Below are 19,045 nucleotides of genomic sequence, written 5' to 3' on the forward strand. Positions count from 1 at the left end.
GGCATGTGGTACTTAGTAATGGAAGAACACCAGTGTCATCAAGATATACACCGGCAGCAGGCAGCTCACCGACCAAGCCATATACCCAAAGAAGCTTGGCATTTTTACGCCCCGATCTTCGGCCACCGCTTTCACCATGAAATTGGGCGCATTGCCGATATAACTCATCGCACCCATAAACACCGCACCGGCGGAGATGGCCATTAGCGTACTGGCCAGTGGGCCCATCATATGCGCGGCATCACCGTGCGCCAGATTGAAGAACACCAGATATGTTGGGGCATTATCCAAAAATGCCGACAACAGCCCGGTGAGCCAGAAATACATCGCATCATGCGGCGTACCGTCGGGGTTGCTCACCAGCTGCACCAAACCTGCCATGGCGCCGGCCGAGCCGGCCTTCAAAATCGCCAGTGCCGGGGCCATGGCGACAAAAATACCGGCAAACAGCTTGCCCACTTCCTGCATTGGGCCCCAATTAAAGTCATTGCCCGCCCGCACTTGCGCCGGTGTGATTTTCAGCGACAGCAAGGCCACGGCCAGCAAGCCCAGATCACGCACCAGATCTTGCAGCGCCAACTCCACCCCAAACACCGACCATCCCAGCCCTGGCCGCCACATCCCTGAGAGCAAGACCAACCCCACAATCGCGCCCAGCAGCCAGAAATTACGCTTGCCATAGATTTTCAGCGCGCTATCTGGGGTTTTATCCACCGGCAGTACGCCTTCTTTGGTGAAGTAATGCCGATCCAGCAGGTAAAACAGGCCCAGCAGCAAGGCGGAAGTGAACGCCACAGGCGCGGCCATATGCTCGACCGTCCACATGAAATCCACTCCTTTCAGAAAACCCAGAAACAGTGGCGGATCGCCCAGCGGCGTGAGGCCACCGCCCACATTGGCCACCAAAAAGATAAAGAACACCACCACATGCACATTATGCTGGCGGTTATCGTTGGCCTTTAGTAGCGGGCGGATCAGCAGCATCGCCGCGCCCGTCGTGCCCATTACCGAGGCCAGCACCGTGCCCAGTGCCAAAATACCGGTATTGAGCTTGGCCGAGCCATGCAGATTGCCCCACACCAAAATCCCGCCCGACACGGTATACAGCGCAAACAGCAACAGCAAAAACGGAATATATTCTTCCAGCAAGGCATGCCACAGCACCCCGCCCATTGCCGGCCACCCCGCCAGCAGCGCATAAGGCAGCGCAAAAGCCGCCGCCCAGAAAGCCGCCACCTTGCCAAAATGGTGATGCCAGAATTTCGGCAAGAAAATCGGGCACAGCGCAATCGATAATAATAAGCCGGCAAACGGCAACATCCACGGCAATGACAGGGCAGCCCCATCAATCTGCGCGGCCTGCGCCAGCGCTGGGCACAGCGCCAATAGCGCAGTAGCAAACTTCCACATTTTTCTTCTCTCCCAAATACCATAGAGCCGTATCATGCTGCAGCACAATACGGCTCTAGGTTAGCTAGGCATACCCCTACAGGCACACCTTTTCCTTACCCCAATCAGGGCTGGATAAACTCGATTTTATAGCCATCCGGGTCTTCGACAAAAGCAATCACGGTTGTGCCATGCTTCATCGGGCCGGGCTCACGGCTGACTTTGCCGCCTTTGGCGCGCACCGCTTCACAGGTGGCATAAATATCGTCGGTTTCCAGCGCGATATGGCCATAACCGGTGCCCAGCTCGTAGCTGCTGGTATCCCAGTTATGTGTGAGTTCCAGCACGGTATGGCTGGCTTCATCACCGTAACCGACAAACGCCAGCGTAAAACGCCCTTCCGGATAATCTTTCCGGCGCAAGAGCTGCATGCCCAGCACCTCGGTATAAAACGCAATCGAGCGCTCCAGATCACCGACCCGCAGCATGGTATGTAACATTCGCATCTTTTTTCCTCGTTCAACGAAAAGCGGCCACGCCGATTTTCTCAATGGTGGCAGTAGTTTACCGTGAAGCGCGCTGTTGCGCCCGCACCAATACGGCAATTTTTTTACAGAAATTCGCGCAAAAGTGTTGACGGGCGGCTAAATATCCTTATAATTCGCGCTTCTGTATGCAACGACACGGGTCGGTAGCTCAGTCGGTAGAGCAGCGGACTTTTAATCCGTTGGTCGTGGGTTCGAATCCCACCCGACCCACCAAGCGTTCCATACATCCCTCTGGGTCGGTAGCTCAGTCGGTAGAGCAGCGGACTTTTAATCCGTTGGTCGTGGGTTCGAATCCCACCCGACCCACACAAGATTCTGCAAAAAGCCTCAACTTCGGTTGAGGCTTTTTGTTTTTCAGCGCGTCAGCGCTCATCTCTCAATGAGCCGAGCTAGCCTGCGCTCAATCAAACTTGCCGATTCGCCACCCAGCGGCAGTGCGAGGATGAATTTGGCACCGCCGGCGCGCCCGCCTGCTTCTACCCATACATCACCGCCATGCAAACGGGCAATCCGGCGTGTAATCGCCAGACCAAGGCCCGCGCCTTCGCTGGGGGCGCCGGCGCCTAAACGCACGAGCGGGGTAAAAATGCGTTCACGCTCACTCTCCGGCACGCCGGGCCCGGCATCTTCGACGATCAGATAGCCATATTGCGCATCCTCGGCGCTCGTTAGCCAGACCGGTGCAGCACCGTGGCGCAGGGCATTGGCCACCAGATTGCGCAAGGCGTACGGCAACAAAGCCGGATCAGCCCATAGCGTCAGATCTGCCGGCCATTCATCGTGCAAACCTGCAAAATCCTGCACCGCAGCTCGCAGCATGGCGCAATCTAGCCATTCGCAACGCTGGTGGGGCTCATACATTTCCAGACTGGCATAGTGCAACACCTGCTCCAATAAAGCCTGCATTTGCCGAATATTAGCCTCCAGCCCGGCGCTGGCAGCACTCGGGTCGACCTGCAATTGCTCGAGCTGGAAGAACATCCGCGCCAGCGGCGTGCGTAATTCATGCGCCACCGCATGCAATAAATCGCGCTGGGCGGCGAGTAATTCGCTGATTCTGGCGGCCAGTAAATTCATCCGCGCCGCCAGCGGATACAAGGTAGAGCTCGTCGGCAACGCCTCGATGCGGGTGGCCAATGCCCCATCCCCCAATGCCTCAACAGCCCGCTGCAAAGTTCGCACCTCGCGCCAGTAGGGCCGGATGAGCGCCAGATACAGCCCGCCACCAGCCAGCAAGACAAAACACAAGCCAGCCAGCAGCACAGAATCGAGTAGCGGCGGGATTTGCGGCATTTGCAGGCGCATCACCCACGGCGTATCCCCCAAACGCTGATACACCTGATCTGCCACCCCGTAGCCCGCAGCCGGATACAGCAATTCGCCTTGCCGCAAGCGGCTTTGTTCAGCTGAGGGAAAATCGGCCAAGGGCAACAGCTGCAACTTTACCTCGCCCAGCGTGTGCTGCAGGTGGCTCAGTCGCTGCGGCAAAGCTTGCGGGCTACTAGGGTCGAGTAATTGCTGCGCAATCAGCCGCAAAGGGCCTTGGTAGGTTTGCCGGGCATAGTGCTGCTCGCGCCCCGCCAAAAGCTGATCATAAACCGCACTGGCCACGAGCGCCGCCAACCCCAACACGGCCGCGGCCAGCAAGAGCTGGCGCAAAGTAGGCCACCACAGCCGATCGCTCATGCCGACACCTCGGGCAACAACATATAGCCCTGACACCAGACTGTTTTAATTTTTTCCGGAGATTTGGGGTGATCGCCCAGTTTGCGCCGCAGGCGCGACACCACCACATCGGCAGAGCGATCTAGGCCATCAAACTCAATCCCGCGCAGGTATTGCAGCATGGTATCGCGACTCACCGCCTGGCCGGCATGCTCGGCCAGCAGCCAGAGTAATTCAAACTCGCTGTGTGTTAGCTCCAGTGGCTGGCCACCCAGCGTGGCGCGGCGGCAGCTGCGCTGCAAATGCAATTGCCCGCGCGTGAGCTCCGCCAGCGGAGCCGGCTGGGCCCGCCGCAACAGCGCCTGAATGCGGGCCAGCAACACCCGCGGCTCGACGGGCTTCACTACATAATCATCGGCCCCGCTTTCCAGGCCATCAATCTGATCCAGATGCTGGTTGCGCGCGGTGAGCATCAACACCGGCAGATTGGAGATGCCGCGCACCAGCCGGCAAACACTAAAGCCATCCAGCCCCGGCAGCATCAAATCCAGCAAGAGCAGATCAGCGCGCTGCTGGCGCAGCCAGGGCAAGACTTCGTCGCCTCGGCTTAAATGGCTGAGCTGATACCCTTTGGCGCGCAGGTAATCGACGATCAGTGCGGCGAGCGCGGCATCATCTTCCACCAGCAAAATATGTGGCATATGTGCATGACGGTGTACTTGAGATAGCGCCGACTATAGCGCCGGCAGATGACAGGCGACAAATCCAAGTTGTTTCGGTTTTTCACATCCATTCACATCTTCACACAGGCAGCGCGGGCGGGGCTGGCTAGCATGGCGACGTCATTTCACCGGAGCCTTCTCATGTACCCAACCCTTTTACTCGCCAGTGTGGCGGCCGCCTTACTCAGCGCCTGCGGTGGCGGCTTACCCACCCCGGGCACTACCCCAGCCCCGAGCCAAGCGCCAACACCCGCCCCAAGCCCTAGCCCCGCACCGCTGACAGCGGCAGGGGTTTGGCTGGCCCCCGCCTATGGCTATGCACTGCAAATCACCCCTACGGCACAGGGCTATCGCTGGGCGCGGTTTGATTACACCTCGCAAGGCTGCCTGCTGAGTGAAACCCAGCAACTGGCGGCGAGCGAGCTGGCACAGCGCTTGCAGATCGACCCGGCCCAGCGGCTGGCGCAATATCGTGAAGCCGGTCAGGTTTACAGCCCCGGCATCGAGTTTGCCCCCGCCAGCGCCTTGCCCACGCAATGCAGCGAAGCGCAGCGCCGCCGCACCGTGGATGAGGCCGGCTATCGCGCCGACCCGAATGCCGATTTACAGCTGATCTGGCACACCTTTGCCGAGCATTATCATGATTTTCACCTAAGCCAGACCGATTGGCGGGCGCTGCGCCCCGCTGCTAATGCTTTAGCTGCCAGCGCGGGCGATGCCGAAGTGTTTGCCGCCGCCTGCACGCTGACCAGCGCGCTGCAAGATGGGCATGTCAGCATTTTTTATGGCGAAGACAGCTGCACCACCACCCGCAAACCCATGCTTAGCGTCCTGCTCGCCGAGGAATACGCCAACCAGCAGCAATGGGCACCGCCGTTCAGCTCAAGCCAGCAGGCCGCACTGCAAGACTATGTCAGCCAAGGCATTCAGCAGCGCAAAGCCCTACCCGCCCTGCGTTATGCTCACGCGGGCACGGCTGGCGCCGCGGCCAATCAACAACTGCAATGGTTTATCACTGCGGAAGGCTATGGCTATCTGGCCATTCACCAGTTATCGGGCTTCAGTGCGCAGGACACACTGGCCAGCGATGTAGAGGCGCTGGAAGCCGGCCTAACTCAAGCACTACAGCAGCTCGGCCAGACCAAGGGGCTGATTATTGATTTGCGCTACAACCCCGGCGGCTACGACGAAACGGCGCTGAGGGTGATGCGCCGGCTACTTCCCGCGGCGCAAACGCTGTTTAGCAAACAGGCGCGCCTGGGCGAAACACGCACCGCTTTGCGCCCGGTGCGCCTCAGCCCGGCGGAGGGCAGCTACCGTCAGCCGATTGCCGCGCTGATCAGCAATAGCACGTTTAGCGCGGGCGAAATTTTGGCGCTGTCTTTACGCAGCCGGCCACGCACGGTATTGATTGGCGAAGCCAGCGGCGGCGCGCTCTCCGATACCTTGGTGAAACGCACCAGCGGCAAGGTGAATTTCAGCCTCTCGAACGAGTTTTACTATTCACCCCAAGGGGAATGGTTTGAAGCGCGCGGGGTGCCGGTGAGCGTCCCCGCCGCCCTGCCCAGCAGCGCAGATCTTGCCCAGCAACACGACCCCGGCATGGTGGCGGCGCTGGCTTGGCTGCGCCAGCAATAGCGGGGTATTGGCTGCAAAGCCAAAGCAGAAATAACTTTGATGGCAATACCCCAGCACGCATCAGCTAATCGTGAAAAATTCGAATAGCTCGTAGCTGGGGGTTTGCTCTAGCAGCCGGCTGGCGCGCAAAACCTGCTCGCCAGCGGCACTGTGCAAATGCAGCTCGCGCATTGGGCCAAAACTGCCGCGCGGGGCGATCAAGAGCGCCGGGCGTTCCATCTGTGGCCAGGGCGGCAGTGCCAAGCAATGCAAGGGCGCCGCCCCTGCCACCACCGGACTGAGCTGCAACAGCGCCGGCCACGGTGACAGCGAGAGTATTTCAATACCGATCTCGGTGCTCTCCGCTTCCAGATCGACGGTTTGCCAGCGTACCGCCGCCAGCAACCAGCCCACCTCGCGCTGATCGCACACCAGCAGCGCATCCCCCACCCGGCACGGCAAATGATCGCCTTCGATACTCAGCCGCAAGGCATAGCCGCCCGCACCTGCATTCAAAATTTCCCAATACGCCGGGCCTGCCGCATCCCGGCCGCTTGGCGCGTGGCGTAAGGGCGCGGCGTCGGCCAAACTGAGCGGCTGGCCGGCATTGAGCTGCACCGCGGCCTGGCGCAGGCCATACAACACCGCGAGGCTACCTTGCTCGGGCTGGCGTGGGGCCGCCCGGCGAATGTGATTATCAAAACGGCGCGCTAGCTTGCGCCAGAGCAACACCGGAATCTCCGGCTGCACGCCGTGGTGCAGTTGATCGTTTTCGATGCGCTCGATAATGCGGGTGAGCTGGCGCAATAGCGGCCCGGTTTCCAGCCACAGCGCGATCCCGGTTTGCGGGTCGACTTCCTGATGCGGCAAGACCGGGGGCAAATCTTGATCCAGCAACAGCAAAAAGCCCGTACGCCCAGGGGCTACATCACCCAGCTTGCGGATTTCGCAGCTTTCGGTGTCGGTTTGGATAATGCGGCGGATTTGCAATTGCTCGAGGCTGCTAAACGCCTGTAGATTGGCCAGCGAAAGCAGCAGGCATTCTTTGTACAGCAACAGCATCGGCGAGGGCGGCGCCGTGCTGATCAGCTGCAAACTGATATCGCCACGTGTCACAGCGTATTTGAATAAGGTATGCAGCTGCAGCCACACGCCATCCGGCACCGGCGCATAGGCTCGCTGGCAAGCCCAGATCAGGGCCAGATAGGTACTGAATAAATCCACCAGCACGGCGGCGATTGGCTTGCGGCCCAGATAAAAGCGCGCTTCGGCCAAGTCACGCAGAGTGTGCTTCAGGCCATTGGCCTGCTCCAGCAACAGCGCACACAAAAAGCCCAGCTCTTGCTTAGTGCGGCCCATCGGCTGCTTGCTCAGCGCCTGCTCGGGCTGAATTAGCCGCGCCAGCGTGGCGATGATCGGCTGGTAGCGCTGCATCAGCTGATAGCGCAGCTTGGGCTCCAGCTGGGTGCGATTTAATTGCACCAGCTGATCGAGCACCTGGCTGGCGCTGCTTTGGGTGCTTAAGAGCTGCAAGGAGCCCAGCCATTCTTCCAGCGCATGCGGATCCCGATCCAGCCGGCTGGCGGGTTGCTGGGTGATTTCCGGAGTGATTAATGCCTCAAGCACAGCGTGTATGCCTTATTGCGCAGCGCGCAAACCAAAGAGAGACGCCAGTATGCGAGCCTCGCTCGCCGTATGTCATTGGTATTATGCCGTAAATACCTAGAGGCCAGCTTGTTGCACCGCAAGTGATGGCCTGCGCTGCAACTTAGCCCTGCGCGTCGATATCCTGCAGCGACTCTTCGCCTTTGGTGGTAAGAAAATGGCCGACTTGATCAGGGCGTACTTCCAAATGCCCTTTGCGCAGCAGAAAAGCCAGCGCCTCGCCATGCGCGCGCGCAGTTGGGTCGGCTTTCAGTTTGCGCAGGGTTTCCACGCACAAATGCGAAAACAAATACTCGCGCCCTTGCGGGGTGATTTCCAGAATGCCGGTTTTGCGCGCATAGGCCGCCAGCTTATTGCCGGTGAGTACCCGCACATTTTTGAACACATTGTGGCTCAGGCGGGTGCTGGTCAGGCCGCGGCTCACTTCGATCAGCGCCGCCAGCTCGGCTTTGGATAATTTAAGACTCATATAGATTCATCCGATAACTTTGCCCCGCATGATACGCGCTTTCGCCCCGCCTCTGCGCACCACAACACCCCAGCGGCAGAGGGCATAGCCTACCCTTGGGCCCTCGTCAGTGTTTAGCCCCATATACCTAGGCACGTATAACCCCGAAGGCACCATTATTATTTGCCTTAAAGTATATACCCAGTAAAAACCCGCCAATGGGCGGGTTTCGCAGTGTGATAACAAATCCCACTCGCGCAGCGAGGCCCCCCTCAAGGAGGGGACGGGAGGGGTGGGTATAGAACATCAAGGCTGCAGATTCAAAGCCTTATTGCCTAGGCTCGGCTTGGCCGAGACTTGAGGAAGATTGCGCTTCTACTTTGTTAGCAGCCGAAGAAACCCGCCAAGCGGCGGGTTGCTTCGGCTTCAGCGGCGCAGCGCGCCGGCAAGCTTAGAGGGCGGCGGCGAAAATCGCGCAGACTTCGTCAAAGCTTGGCTGTTTCGGATTGGTCAGACCGCAAGCATCTTTGAGCGCATTTTGGGCCAAGGTAGGGATATCTTCCGCCTTGGCGCCCAGCTGGCCCACACCACTTGGGATGCCAATATCGGCCGCCAGCGAGCGAATCGCATCCAGACACACATCCGCAGCAGCATTATCCGAGAGGCCGGCGACTGATTCACCCATCGCGCGGGCCACATCGCCCAGCCGTTTGGCCGCCACCTGCTTGTTATAGGCCTGCACATGCGGCAGCAAGATGGCATTACACACGCCATGCGGCAAATCGTAGAAGCCCCCCAGCTGATGCGCCATGGCATGCACATAGCCCAGAGAGGCATTATTAAACGCCATCCCGGCCAGGAATTGCGCATAGGCCATTTGCTCCCGCGCTTCCAGATCTTGCCCATTGGCCACCGCGCGGCGCAGATACTGGCTGATAATCTCTACCGCTTTGAGCGCGCAGGCATCGGTAATCGGGGTCGCCGCAGTAGATACATAGGCTTCGATCGCGTGAGTGAGCGCATCCATCCCCGTGGCGGCGGTCAGGCCAGCGGGTTTCAGCAGCATCAGCTCAGGGTCATTCACCGACAAAATCGGCGTGGTGTGTTTATCCACAATCGCCATTTTCACATGCCGGGCTTCGTCGGTAATGATGCAGAAGCGGGTCATTTCACTGGCCGTACCGGCGGTGGTGTTAATCGCAATCAGTGGCAGTTGAGGCTTGGCCGAACGATCCACGCCTTCGTAATCTTTGATACTGCCGCCATTCACGGCCACCAAGGCAATCCCCTTGGCACAATCATGCGGCGAGCCGCCACCCAGCGAGATCACGCAGTCACAGCCGTTTTTTTGCAACAGCGCCAGGCCCGCTTCAACATTGCCGGTGGTCGGGTTGGGCTGGACGCCATCAAACACCACACTGGCCACGCCATATTCAGTCAAGAGGCTTGTCACTTTTTGCACGATACCCACTGCCACCAGCGGCACATCGGTCACGATCAGGGCTTTTTGATAACCATAGGACTGGATGGTTTTCGCGGCATCGGCCAGACAGCCAGCGCCCATCAGATTCACGGTCGGAATAAAAAATGCAGTGGTAGTCATGAGAAATCCCCTTTCAGGATCTGGATCAGGTGTACCCAGCCTACGCCCAGTTTCACTGTAAGAATTTGCGCCAAAGCAAACCCTGCTGACGTCGATTTAGCGAGCGTGCATTTATCCACTTTCGCGCCTTGGCGCTAGCAAAATCGCGGCCTGCCAAGCAATACGGCAAAGCATTTAGCTGGCCAATTGGCGCAAAGCGTCGCCGATCTGCCACAGCCGGGCCATGCCGTAGTCCATCGCCCGCCACTACCGCTGATAATGGGCAAAACTGTGATGGAAACCCTCGGAATGAACTGTACCGGTTGCGGTGCGGCGCTCGCGATCGATGCGCTGGTTTGCCCCTACTGCGGATTGCACAATGCGGTTGACCTATTGGCGATCCGCGATTTCAAAGTGCTGGCTGAACACAGCGAGCTGCGCTGCCCGGCGGGCTGTGGCGATCTGCGCTTATTGCAACTAGGCGCAGGCCTACACACCACGGTGGGGCACTGCCCCAGCTGCAATGGCCTGCATTTCGCCCCGGGCGCTTTGCAAATTGCCCTCGATAAAGTCGCCGGCCAGGTGCGCGAAATTAACCACGGCCGGCTGGCGCGAATCAAAGCCGAGCGTATCCCAAGCGACAGCGTGCGCTACCGGCCCTGCCCGGTGTGCCAAAAACTGATGCACCGGCGCGCGTTTAGTCCACAGGTACGGATCATCGTCGATGATTGCCATGCCCATGGCCAATGGCTGGATAGCGGCGAATTCACCGTACTGGCCGAATGGCACGAGGCCGGCGGCCAGCAGCTGGCGGCGCAAGAGGCCGAACGCCAACAGCGCATTGCCAGCGTACAGGGCGATCTGCCACCCCCACCACCCACCGAGCCCACGCCCGTTGGCCAGCGCCCGCTGCCAGATTGGCTCAGTGCGCTCTTGATCGCCGGCGTAATCGCCTGGCTATTTGGCCTGATCTGGCCGGTGTGGCTACTGCTCGCTGGCGCGGCGGGCAGCTGGTGGTGGCAACGGCGGAGCTAGCGATATACCCAACCAGGTATACGATCACAGGCTATTTTAGAAAAGGACTTTAGTCATATACCCATGAGGTCCCTGTGCATTGATTGTCCTGTGCACGGCTAAGCCCTTGTTGCATCAATACCACGCAGCTGGGCGGCCTTTTTCTTTGTAAGCACCATGGCTTTTGGTCAGCATATAGAAAGAAAACCCGCATAGAGTGCGTCAAGCTTACGTATAGCTGCGGGCCTAGTGCGCGCAGCGGGCGGCTAGCCACCACAAGGCCACATCAAAGCGGCAGACCGTGTAAGCCCATTACGCCACTGACATCAATCCATCAGCAAACGGTGATAATCTGCCGTTTATCACCTTCAAACGCCGGATACCCGCATGGCTGAACCCCGTTTCGATAACCCGGTTTTTATCGTGGAAAAACAAAGCACACCCGTTGATCTGAGCGCAACGCCGTTTTTCTACAATGCCGCCGGCCAGCCCAGCTATGTAGCCAGCTTGCCCGCCGGGGTTGCGCCACTGAGCCCGGTTGCCACCGACCCAGCGCTGGCGGTGGGGCATGAATATCTGGTACGCGAGGTGGTGGGCGTGAAGCCCAATGCGCCGTATGGCATTGAAACCCAGCTGGGCATGCAGGGCGAGCGCATTACCTACGAGCCGCTGTGGGTAAGCCGCAGCATTGCCGCTGCGTTTGGCATTACGCTGGTTGCGCCGGGTGAGGCCATCCAGATCGTGAGCCCGGTGCACACGCTGGCGCATATCGAATACGAATACGGCGTGTTTGCCGGGCATTGGTCGCCGTATCAGGGCACCGGCAATCAGCTACTGACCGAGGTGTGTACCGATCTGGAGCACCATGATTTTCCGCATGTGTTTGCCTCGACCGATGCCGATTTCCCGCTGGTAATTTCGGTTGCCCGCTATTGGCCGGCGCTGGGCAAAATCCGGCTGGCCGATTTATGGGTGCCGACGGGCTATGCGCTGTATATTCCGCCCAAACCGGCCGACCCGGCGCTGCCCTGTATTGATCTGCACAATAACCGCAATTCAGCGCGCGCCTGCTGGGGCCAGCTGCACCGGCACAGCATCCACACCGACACCTTATTGCAAGCTGAGCATGGTTATTTCTACTGGTACTGGAATGCCATCCCCACCCACCACTGCCACCCGGCCCAACCCGGCTAATGGAGCCCCTCATGCCGCTCGATGAATTACTCACCCCCGATAGCGCCGTGTATAAAACCCTGCTTGAATCGACCAAGGCAATCCCCTGGCGAATCGATTGGGCCACCATGGCTTTTACTTATATCGGCCCGCAGATCGAGCCGCTGCTCGGCTGGGAGCGCGATAGCTGGCTGAGTGTGAATGACTGGGCGGAGCGTATCCACCCCGATGATCGCGAAGCGGTGGTGAATTTTTGCGTGGCGCAATCGCAAAGCGGCATCGATCACGAGGCCGATTACCGGGCGCTCACGCGTGACAATGGCTATGTGTGGATTCGCGATGTGGTGCATGTGGTGCGCAATGCTGCTGGCGAGGTTGAGGCGCTGGTGGGGTTTATGTTCGATATCAGCGAGCGCAAAAAAACCGAAGAAAAGCTCTTAAGCCTGCAAAAAGAGCTTGAAGCCCTGTCATTCAAAGATGGCCTCACCGGCATCGCCAACCGGCGCAAATTCGATGCCCAGCTGCATGCCGAATGGGCCAATGCCCAGCGCAGTGGCGAGCCGCTGTCGCTGATCCTGCTCGATATCGATTACTTCAAGCAATACAACGATTTATACGGGCATTTGCAAGGGGATGAATGCCTGCGCCAAGTGGCGCAAACTTTGCAGCTAGCCGCGGCCGGCCCGCGCGATCTGGCCGCCCGCTTTGGCGGGGAAGAATTTGTAATTTTGTTGCCTAATTCCGATCACAAAGCGGCGCAAAAAGTCGCCGCGCGCTGCTTGCGGCTGATTGATAAATTGCAATTACCCCATGCCAAATCCAGTGGCAGCCACCATATTACCGCCAGCTTCGGGGTGGGCACGCTGCCGGCCGGCGATGTGCGCAGCGCGGCCGAGCTAGTCGCGGCAGTCGATCGGCTGCTGTATCGCGCCAAGCAGCAAGGCCGCCATTGCATTGTGAGTGATCAGGCCAGCGAAGCCTGCACGGCCTAAATACCCAGGCAGGTATTGCTCACAGAGCTTGATAAAACCAAGGCCGGTGAGCAATACACCGGCCTTGTGTTTTGGCGCGCGGCTTAGCGCCCGATTAGCGCATGCACATCATGACTCATGATGGCCAAATACGCTGCCAGACCCAGATACAAGAGCCCGTAGCTAAAGCGATCACCACTGCTGGCCTGATAGTAATGCTGATTAGCCGGATCATGCGGATCAAACTGCCACGCCAGCTTGAGCTGCGGCAAGGCCAACACGGCCACCAGCACCAGCATCGGGCTGGGCCGATACACAAACAGCGCCAGCAAAATCGGCACGCCCAGCAGCCACAGCCGGGGTGACAAAATTGCAGTAATTCGCCCACCATCAAACGGCGCCAACGGAATCAGATTAAACAGATTGAGCATAAAGCCGGCATAGGCCAGCGCATAAAACAGCGGGCCGCCACCGGCACGGGCATAGAAATAACACGCCACCGCCGCCACGGTACCCGCCAGCGGGCCAGCCAGTGCGATATGGGCTTCGGTTTCCACATTCATCGGCTGCGCCTTAAGCTCGATCCACGCACCAACAAAGGGGATAAACGTCGGCGCGCCCACATCCAGCCCCCGCTGGCGCGCAGCAAGATAGTGGCCCAGCTCATGCACCAGCAGCAGGCCAACGAAGCCCACGGCATACGGCCAGCCAAAGAACCAGCCATACACCAGCACCGACAGCAGCATGCTGCCGCCGGTGGTGAGCAATTTGCCCAGCTTCGCGCTGCTTAAAAGCAGCAACAAGAGCTTCATACTTGTGCCGAATCGTCAGATTTACCGCCCAAAAAGCGCCGGATCGCCGCAAAGCCGCCGACCAGCGCCAAACCGATCAGCTTGGCCGATTTCGCCAAGAAGGCGCCAATCACCGCCAGCAGGCCGAGTTTTTTCGCAGCCACCCCACCGACCAGCGCAGCCAGGCCATATTCGGCCACCTTGTCGGTGCTGGCGTTAAAGTCGCTGTAGCGTTTGCCATCGTTAAATTCCAGCGCCGCCAGCAATTGTTTGGCGATGGGTTTTTCTGCCTCTACCGTGCTCATACCAGTCACCAGATTCATGCTGATATAGCCTTCGCGGCCTAGGGCATAGGTGTTGTAATTCACGCCCTGCTCGGCATCGCTGCTCGCGCCTTTATCGCGGGTATTGGCCGACCAGACCAAGCGATGGCTGGCCGCTTCATACGTCGGTTTTTCCACCCAGCCAATCACCTCAAATTCAGGAATACCGCGCTCTTTGCGCATTTTATTGGTTTCTTCGGTGCCTTCTTTCAGGCTGGTGAGGAGTTCGGCCGCATCCCAGTCTTTGGCATCGTCGTCTTTGATGTAGCCCGATTTTTCATAGCTGACATCAATAAACCAGTTTTGCTGCTCATCTTCCGGCATGATCAGCCCCAAGAGATCATCGCCCACCGAATTGCCCATCGCCACCATCAGCGTTTTGGCCTCGGCTTGTGGAATAAACGCATAGCCGGCCGGTAATTTCAGCTTGGCCTGATCAATCAGCCCGATCTCGGCCGGGCCATGCTGAGCCGCCTTGGCTGCGGCCTGATAGGCACTTTGAATCGCCGGATCGCTGGCCCACAGCCAGCTACTGCACAGCAAGGCCAGTACGGCCATGAAGAGTTTTTTCATCATCTCACCTTGTTTGGTTTTGGTTTTATGAAAGAAAGATGCTGATCCTGCCAACTGAGTAAGTCAAAATTTAAGCCAACATCTGTCAGACTAAGGGCAAAGTGCGCAACAAAGATCAATCCGCCAGCGCTAAGCTCACCGGCATGGAGACACCATGAAAAAAGCCGCTACCGTTCAAGACTATGCCCGCCGGCTGCAGCGCGCAGTGGGGCTGATCTGGCAACACCCGCAGCAGAGCTATTCGCTGGAACAACTGGCCGCGGCCGCGCATTTCTCGCCTTACCACTTCCACCGCATTTACCGGGAGATGATGGGCGAAAGTGTGGGCGCCACCCAGCAACGCCTGCGTTTACTGCAAGCGGCGCGTTCGCTAGGCCAAACGCCTGCGCAGCAGCTCGAACGCCTGGCGCGGCGCAGTGGCTACGGTAGCAGTGCCGCCTTTGTACGGGCGTTTGCCGCCAGCTATGGGCATACCCCGGGCGCCTACCGGCGCATGCGGCTACAGGTACTCCAGCGTCATTTACAACAGGAGCCCAGCATGTACCCGATTCGTCTGCATACCCAAACTAGCCCCTTGCCGCTGGCCTTGTGCCCGCATCAAGGGCCGTATATCCAGATTGGCGAGGCCTTTGCCAAGCTACAGCTGCACAAAACCAGCCTGCCCGTGAGCCTGCCGCTACGCTGGTTCGGGCTGTATTTTGATGACCCGCAATCCGTGGCACCCGAGCAATTACGCTCGGCCGCCGCGCTGACGGTGAACGCCGATGCGCCACTGCCCGTGGGCATCGAGGCCTTTGCGCTACCGGCCGGTCGTTACGCCGTGCTGGAGCACATCGGCCCCTATAGCGAGCTGGAGCAAGCCTATCAGTGGCTGTATGGCGTGTGGCTGCCGGCCAGTGGTGAGCAGCCGGGCAATGTACCGGTGATCGAGCAATATCTGAATCTACCGATCGACACCCCGCCAACCGAGCTACGCACTGAAATCTGGGTCGCGCTGCAATAACACCCACCACCTGTATTGCCCTACAGGCTTTTAATAACATTGCCTGTAGGACAATACCCTTGATCTCGCTCACTAGCCGGTAGAAATACCGGCCACCTTGCCATGGGCGATTCATGCCCAGCAGGCTACACTGGCGCTCTTGCCCACCTCGCCCCTGCGCCATCATGACTCGCACGATCTACCTGCTCCGCCACGGCCAAACCGAACTGAATGCACAGCGCCGCATGCAAGGCCATTGTGATTCCCCCCTAACGTCACTGGGCCAAGCTCAGGCTCGCGCCATGGGCCGCACCTTGCGCACCCTCATTACCGAACCCGCCAGCTGGCAGCTGGCCGTTAGCCCACTGGGCCGGGCACAATACACCGCACAATTAGTCTGCGCCGAGCTCGGTTTGCCGGCGGCGCATCCGCACACCGATGCGCGCCTCATTGAAGTAGGCTTTGGCGACTGGGAAATGCAGGCGGTCGAGCCGCTGCATGCACAATATCCCGAGCTGGCCGAGCGGCCCGATTGGCATTTCGCCGCCCCCAATGTGGAGCCCATGGCGGCCGTGCAAGCGCGGATTGCCGCGCTATTGGCCGACCCCGCTCTGCCCGCGCAACTGATTATCGTGGCGCACGGCTTGTTGGGGCGCTTTATCCGCGGCGCGTATGCGCAGCTGCCGCTGGATGAAATGCTGCAGCAGGAAATGCCACAAGACGCTTTTTATCGCCTGCAGCATGGGCAGATCGAGCGCATTGCCTGCCTGGACCTGTAATTATCCACAACTTATCGACGGGCTGTGCACGGTTTTATCCACAGTCGCTGCACTGCAACATTACCGGCAGGTTACCGTAAGTCGCTTGCGGACCGGCAAGGCATCGGATACAAACAAATGAACGATGCCAACCCGGAGGTGTGTGATGCGAATAATGACTGGATGTGTGTTGGCCCTCGCCCTAAGCCCGCTCTGGGTACAAGCCGCCGGCTGCCAAAAGCCACTGCGGATGGCGGTCGAGCAATGGCCGCCCTATGTGTATAGCGATGCGCAAGGCAAACCGCGCGGCGTGGATATCGAGATTTTGCAGGCGATCTTTGCCGAAGCCGGCTGTAGCCTGCAGATTGGCCCCGAATTACCGCGCAAGCGCCGGCAGGCGATGTTTATCGAAGGCAAAATCGACCTGATGCTGGCCGCCAGCATCACCCCCGAGCGCCAGCAATTTAGCTGGTTTACCGCGCCCTACCGCGATGAATCGGTCAGCCTCTTTAGCAAACCCGAACAAGCGGCCCAATACACCCAGCTCGAAGGTTTTGGCAGTATTTTGCAGCAGCGCATCGCCCTATTGGCCCCGAATGCCGGCTGGTATGGCGAAGACTACAAAAAACACTATTTCTGGCTCAATGAAGCGCGGCTGCTCTCGCCGTTTGAGACCTTTAATCAGGGCGTACGCATGCTGGCGGCCGGCCGCGCGCCTTTATTGCTAGGCGACACCGGCGCCGTACATTTTGAAGCCGGCCAGCAGCAAATCAGCGTCTATCAGCTACCCCTGCTGGTAATGAGCGAGCCGGTGCACTTTATGCTCAGCAAAAAAAGCGTAAGCCAAGCCGATAGCGAAAAACTCAACGCCGCCCTGCTGCGATTAGAAAAACGTGGTGTGCTAAAGAAAATCCGCAGCCAGTATGGTTTAAGCCTGAACGCCGCGGCCCCAGCCAGCCGCTAGGCTGTTTCCTGGCGTGACAGCCTCACCGTATGCATTGCGCATACTTTCATCGATTGATATTCTGAGTTCAAACTATAGAAAGATCACTCGGAGTATCCCATGCGCCTGTTGCAGCGTTTATCCCTGTTTACCCGTATTTTATTGTGGCTATTGGCCGTACAGCTTTTAGCCATCGTGGTATTTAGTATCAGTAGCTATCTGGGTAAAGCCGAAGAAGTACGCCATAGCATGGATGCGCGCCTGACCGCCGCGGCCAATTCGGTGCCCTATATGCTGGCCGGCGATTATATCGGCCGCGCGACTCAAGCGGGCAGCATTGCTGACGGCGAATATCGCCAGCTGGTGCGCCGGCTGGGCGAATATTCGCGCCGCGTCGGTTTAGCTTACTGCTATGTACTGACGGTGCGGGATGGCAAGGTGTTTTACATTGGCGATGGCGCCCCCGAAGCCGAAATCGCCGCTGGCAAATACGCCAAGTACTTTGACCAATACGAAGATGCCGCCCCCGCCATCCTGCAAGCCTGGCAAAGTGGCCAAGCACAGTTCGCCGAATATAGCGACAAATACGGCACGTTCCGCTCCGTATTCCTACCGATGCAGCAAAATGGCCAAACCTACCTGATTGGGGTGGATGTCACCATGGCGCAAGTGGCCGAGGCGAAGCTGGCCGAGCTGCTACGGATTATTCAACTGGCGATCCTATGTGTACTCATTGGCAGCGTGCTGGCGTATTTTGCCGCCCGGCAGATTGCCCATCGCCTGCAGCGCTCCGCACGCCGGATTGGCCAGATTGCCGCCCAGCGCGATTTGCGGCAAACCCTGCACGAACAAGGCGGCGACGAAATCGCCGCGATGATGAGCCAGCTGAATCAATTGCTGCAGCTCTTACGCGAAACCTTGGCCAAGGCCGGCCACAGCGCAGCCAGCAATGCCGGCGCAGTGCGCCAATTTCATACCTTAACCGAGCAAATGAACAAAAACCTGCTGCACACCACGCAAAACATGCAGGCGCTTAACCAAGATGTGCAAGCCATCGATCACAGCGCGCAACATTCAGCCACGCTGGCCGCCGCCACGCGCGATCGGGTAAATCAGGCCAGCAGCCAGCTGCAGCAAGCCGGCGCAAGCTTCGGGGCCATGCTCAGTGCCGTGAACGACAATGCCGGCTCGACCGAGTCTTTGGCGCACGAGCTGGACCAGCTGGCCCGCTCCACCGGCGACATTACCCGGGTTTTGGATGCGATTGGCGCGATTTCGGATCAGATTAACCTACTGGCGCTGAATGCCGCGATTGAAGCAGCGCGGGCCGGTGAAGCCGGGCGCGGCTTTGCGGTCGTGGCCGATGAAGTGCGCAAGCTGGCCGGGCAAACGCAGCTTTCGCTACAAGATTCGCGCAGCGCCATCGCCAAGGTGGTGGACGGCATCACCATCACCGCCACCGACATGAGCGATATGTCGGAACGCGCACGCCAGCTGGTGCAAACCGCCGATCAGGCCGTGAGCCATATCCACGAGCTAGTCACCATGCTGCACCAAACGGCCACCGAAGCCAGCGAAGCGGTGAGCGAGGCCGAGCGCATCGAGCAGGCCGTGCACCACATCGCCACCGAGGCCAGCGAGGCGGATCAACAACTGCAAACCACCGCGGGCCACTCGCGGCAAATTCAGGAGATCGCCCGCCAGATTGGCGAGGCCGCCAGCGAGCTGCAGCGCGAATTGCAGCAATTCCAAACCTAAGCATGAACAGGTTGGCGCGGCGGCCCTGCGTACCGTCGTGCCACTATGTCGGAACGGGTAATACCTAGCCAGGTATTGCCCGCCAATCCATATTAAAAATAGCTCAGCGGCAAATACCCCTAA

At 59.0% G+C, this 19,045-nt stretch carries 17 protein-coding genes and 2 tRNA genes; 10 read left to right on the forward strand and 9 right to left on the reverse strand.

Annotated features, from left to right (window positions below):
• Positions 1-12: 12 nt before the first annotated feature.
• Together QV747_RS04115 and gloA are read right to left on the reverse strand one after the other, a co-directional pair.
• Positions 13-1,410: a sodium:proton antiporter gene (locus tag QV747_RS04115; RefSeq protein WP_273429592.1), complete on the reverse strand. Its 1,398-nt coding sequence runs from the start codon at positions 1,408-1,410 to the stop codon at positions 13-15.
• A 104-nt stretch (positions 1,411-1,514) separates the two neighbouring features.
• Positions 1,515-1,895 (reverse strand): lactoylglutathione lyase, encoded by a 381-nt coding sequence (gene gloA / locus QV747_RS04120; protein WP_047396807.1) that lies wholly within the window; start codon positions 1,893-1,895, stop codon positions 1,515-1,517.
• A 179-nt stretch (positions 1,896-2,074) separates the two neighbouring features.
• Between gloA and QV747_RS04125 the strand changes: the two genes are divergently transcribed.
• Positions 2,075-2,150 (forward strand) — tRNA-Lys (locus QV747_RS04125).
• Between the two features lie 20 nt (positions 2,151-2,170).
• Positions 2,171-2,243: transfer RNA gene (locus QV747_RS04130), tRNA-Lys, on the forward strand.
• 63 nt (positions 2,244-2,306) lie between these two features.
• On the opposite strand, the gene QV747_RS04135 is transcribed toward QV747_RS04130, so the two are convergent.
• Together QV747_RS04135 and QV747_RS04140 are read right to left on the reverse strand one after the other, a co-directional pair.
• On the reverse strand, positions 2,307-3,623 hold the full coding sequence (locus QV747_RS04135; RefSeq protein ID WP_273429588.1) for an ATP-binding protein: 1,317 nt from the start codon (positions 3,621-3,623) through the stop codon (positions 2,307-2,309).
• Positions 3,620-4,303 carry a response regulator transcription factor gene (locus QV747_RS04140; protein WP_273429587.1) on the reverse strand — a complete coding sequence of 228 codons (684 nt, stop codon included), beginning with the start codon at positions 4,301-4,303 and terminating at the stop codon, positions 3,620-3,622. The genes QV747_RS04135 and QV747_RS04140 overlap by 4 nt, the downstream gene beginning before the upstream one ends.
• 162 nt (positions 4,304-4,465) lie before the next feature.
• On the opposite strand from QV747_RS04140, the gene QV747_RS04145 reads away from it, so the two are divergent.
• Complete coding sequence (locus QV747_RS04145; RefSeq protein ID WP_273429584.1) at positions 4,466-5,962, forward strand: S41 family peptidase; 1,497 nt, start codon at positions 4,466-4,468, stop codon at positions 5,960-5,962.
• Between the two features lie 60 nt (positions 5,963-6,022).
• Here the strand turns inward: QV747_RS04145 and QV747_RS04150 are convergent, their stop codons facing one another.
• From QV747_RS04150 to yiaY, 3 genes are all read right to left on the reverse strand, one after another.
• On the reverse strand, positions 6,023-7,567 hold the full coding sequence (locus QV747_RS04150; RefSeq protein WP_273429581.1) for a hypothetical protein: 1,545 nt from the start codon (positions 7,565-7,567) through the stop codon (positions 6,023-6,025).
• A 142-nt stretch (positions 7,568-7,709) separates the two neighbouring features.
• Positions 7,710-8,075 (reverse strand): hypothetical protein, encoded by a 366-nt coding sequence (locus QV747_RS04155; protein ID WP_273429579.1) that lies wholly within the window; start codon positions 8,073-8,075, stop codon positions 7,710-7,712.
• Positions 8,076-8,505: 430 nt separating this feature from the next.
• On the reverse strand, positions 8,506-9,657 hold the full coding sequence (gene yiaY, locus QV747_RS04160) for an L-threonine dehydrogenase (RefSeq protein ID WP_273429577.1): 1,152 nt from the start codon (positions 9,655-9,657) through the stop codon (positions 8,506-8,508).
• Between the two features lie 273 nt (positions 9,658-9,930).
• Here yiaY and QV747_RS04165 point away from each other — a divergent pair, with 273 nt between their 5' ends.
• The 3 genes from QV747_RS04165 (at position 9,931) to QV747_RS04175 (ending at position 12,815) form a co-directional block, all read left to right on the forward strand.
• On the forward strand, positions 9,931-10,671 hold the full coding sequence (locus QV747_RS04165) for a hypothetical protein (RefSeq protein WP_273429574.1): 741 nt from the start codon (positions 9,931-9,933) through the stop codon (positions 10,669-10,671).
• Between the two features lie 366 nt (positions 10,672-11,037).
• Positions 11,038-11,844, forward strand: coding sequence for a hypothetical protein (locus QV747_RS04170; RefSeq protein ID WP_273429573.1), 807 nt, complete (start codon positions 11,038-11,040; stop codon positions 11,842-11,844).
• A gap of 11 nt (positions 11,845-11,855) precedes the next feature.
• Entirely contained in the window at positions 11,856-12,815 is a 960-nt protein-coding gene (locus tag QV747_RS04175) for a sensor domain-containing diguanylate cyclase (RefSeq protein ID WP_273429571.1), read from the forward strand.
• Between the two features lie 83 nt (positions 12,816-12,898).
• Here the strand turns inward: QV747_RS04175 and QV747_RS04180 are convergent, their stop codons facing one another.
• Together QV747_RS04180 and QV747_RS04185 are read right to left on the reverse strand one after the other, a co-directional pair.
• On the reverse strand, positions 12,899-13,606 hold the full coding sequence (locus QV747_RS04180) for a site-2 protease family protein (protein WP_028450463.1): 708 nt from the start codon (positions 13,604-13,606) through the stop codon (positions 12,899-12,901).
• Positions 13,603-14,481: a DUF2167 domain-containing protein gene (locus QV747_RS04185; protein ID WP_273429567.1), complete on the reverse strand. Its 879-nt coding sequence runs from the start codon at positions 14,479-14,481 to the stop codon at positions 13,603-13,605. Before QV747_RS04185 ends, QV747_RS04180 begins: the two co-directional genes overlap by 4 nt.
• Positions 14,482-14,635: 154 nt before the next feature.
• Between QV747_RS04185 and QV747_RS04190 the strand changes: the two genes are divergently transcribed.
• The 4 genes from QV747_RS04190 to QV747_RS04205 all read left to right on the forward strand — a co-directional run bounded on the left by QV747_RS04190 (position 14,636) and on the right by QV747_RS04205 (position 18,922).
• A complete protein-coding gene (locus QV747_RS04190; RefSeq protein WP_273429564.1) occupies positions 14,636-15,484 on the forward strand; it encodes a GyrI-like domain-containing protein in 849 nt (282 codons plus the stop codon).
• Positions 15,485-15,648: 164 nt separating this feature from the next.
• Positions 15,649-16,242 (forward strand): histidine phosphatase family protein, encoded by a 594-nt coding sequence (locus QV747_RS04195; protein WP_273429562.1) that lies wholly within the window; start codon positions 15,649-15,651, stop codon positions 16,240-16,242.
• Positions 16,243-16,387: 145 nt separating this feature from the next.
• On the forward strand, positions 16,388-17,185 hold the full coding sequence (locus QV747_RS04200) for an ABC transporter substrate-binding protein (protein WP_273429559.1): 798 nt from the start codon (positions 16,388-16,390) through the stop codon (positions 17,183-17,185).
• A 99-nt stretch (positions 17,186-17,284) separates the two neighbouring features.
• Positions 17,285-18,922 carry a methyl-accepting chemotaxis protein gene (locus tag QV747_RS04205; RefSeq protein ID WP_273429558.1) on the forward strand — a complete coding sequence of 546 codons (1,638 nt, stop codon included), beginning with the start codon at positions 17,285-17,287 and terminating at the stop codon, positions 18,920-18,922.
• The last annotated feature ends 123 nt before the right edge of the window (positions 18,923-19,045 follow it).

The sequence above is a fragment of the uncultured Chitinibacter sp. genome, from assembly GCF_945957625.1.
Classification (GTDB): domain Bacteria; phylum Pseudomonadota; class Gammaproteobacteria; order Burkholderiales; family Chitinibacteraceae; genus Chitinibacter; species Chitinibacter tainanensis.

Coding starts and splice junctions, on each gene's coding strand:
- QV747_RS04115 (WP_273429592.1), bottom strand. CDS start 1,410: ATGTGGAAGTTTGCTACTGCGCTATTGGCGCTGTGCCCAGCGCTGGCG.
- gloA (WP_047396807.1), bottom strand. CDS start 1,895: ATGCGAATGTTACATACCATGCTGCGGGTCGGTGATCTGGAGCGCTCG.
- QV747_RS04135 (WP_273429588.1), bottom strand. CDS start 3,623: ATGAGCGATCGGCTGTGGTGGCCTACTTTGCGCCAGCTCTTGCTGGCC.
- QV747_RS04140 (WP_273429587.1), bottom strand. CDS start 4,303: ATGCCACATATTTTGCTGGTGGAAGATGATGCCGCGCTCGCCGCACTG.
- QV747_RS04145 (WP_273429584.1), top strand. CDS start 4,466: ATGTACCCAACCCTTTTACTCGCCAGTGTGGCGGCCGCCTTACTCAGC.
- QV747_RS04155 (WP_273429579.1), bottom strand. CDS start 8,075: ATGAGTCTTAAATTATCCAAAGCCGAGCTGGCGGCGCTGATCGAAGTG.
- yiaY (WP_273429577.1), bottom strand. CDS start 9,657: ATGACTACCACTGCATTTTTTATTCCGACCGTGAATCTGATGGGCGCT.
- QV747_RS04165 (WP_273429574.1), top strand. CDS start 9,931: ATGGAAACCCTCGGAATGAACTGTACCGGTTGCGGTGCGGCGCTCGCG.
- QV747_RS04170 (WP_273429573.1), top strand. CDS start 11,038: ATGGCTGAACCCCGTTTCGATAACCCGGTTTTTATCGTGGAAAAACAA.
- QV747_RS04175 (WP_273429571.1), top strand. CDS start 11,856: ATGCCGCTCGATGAATTACTCACCCCCGATAGCGCCGTGTATAAAACC.
- QV747_RS04180 (WP_028450463.1), bottom strand. CDS start 13,606: ATGAAGCTCTTGTTGCTGCTTTTAAGCAGCGCGAAGCTGGGCAAATTG.
- QV747_RS04185 (WP_273429567.1), bottom strand. CDS start 14,481: ATGAAAAAACTCTTCATGGCCGTACTGGCCTTGCTGTGCAGTAGCTGG.
- QV747_RS04190 (WP_273429564.1), top strand. CDS start 14,636: ATGAAAAAAGCCGCTACCGTTCAAGACTATGCCCGCCGGCTGCAGCGC.
- QV747_RS04195 (WP_273429562.1), top strand. CDS start 15,649: ATGACTCGCACGATCTACCTGCTCCGCCACGGCCAAACCGAACTGAAT.
- QV747_RS04200 (WP_273429559.1), top strand. CDS start 16,388: ATGCGAATAATGACTGGATGTGTGTTGGCCCTCGCCCTAAGCCCGCTC.
- QV747_RS04205 (WP_273429558.1), top strand. CDS start 17,285: ATGCGCCTGTTGCAGCGTTTATCCCTGTTTACCCGTATTTTATTGTGG.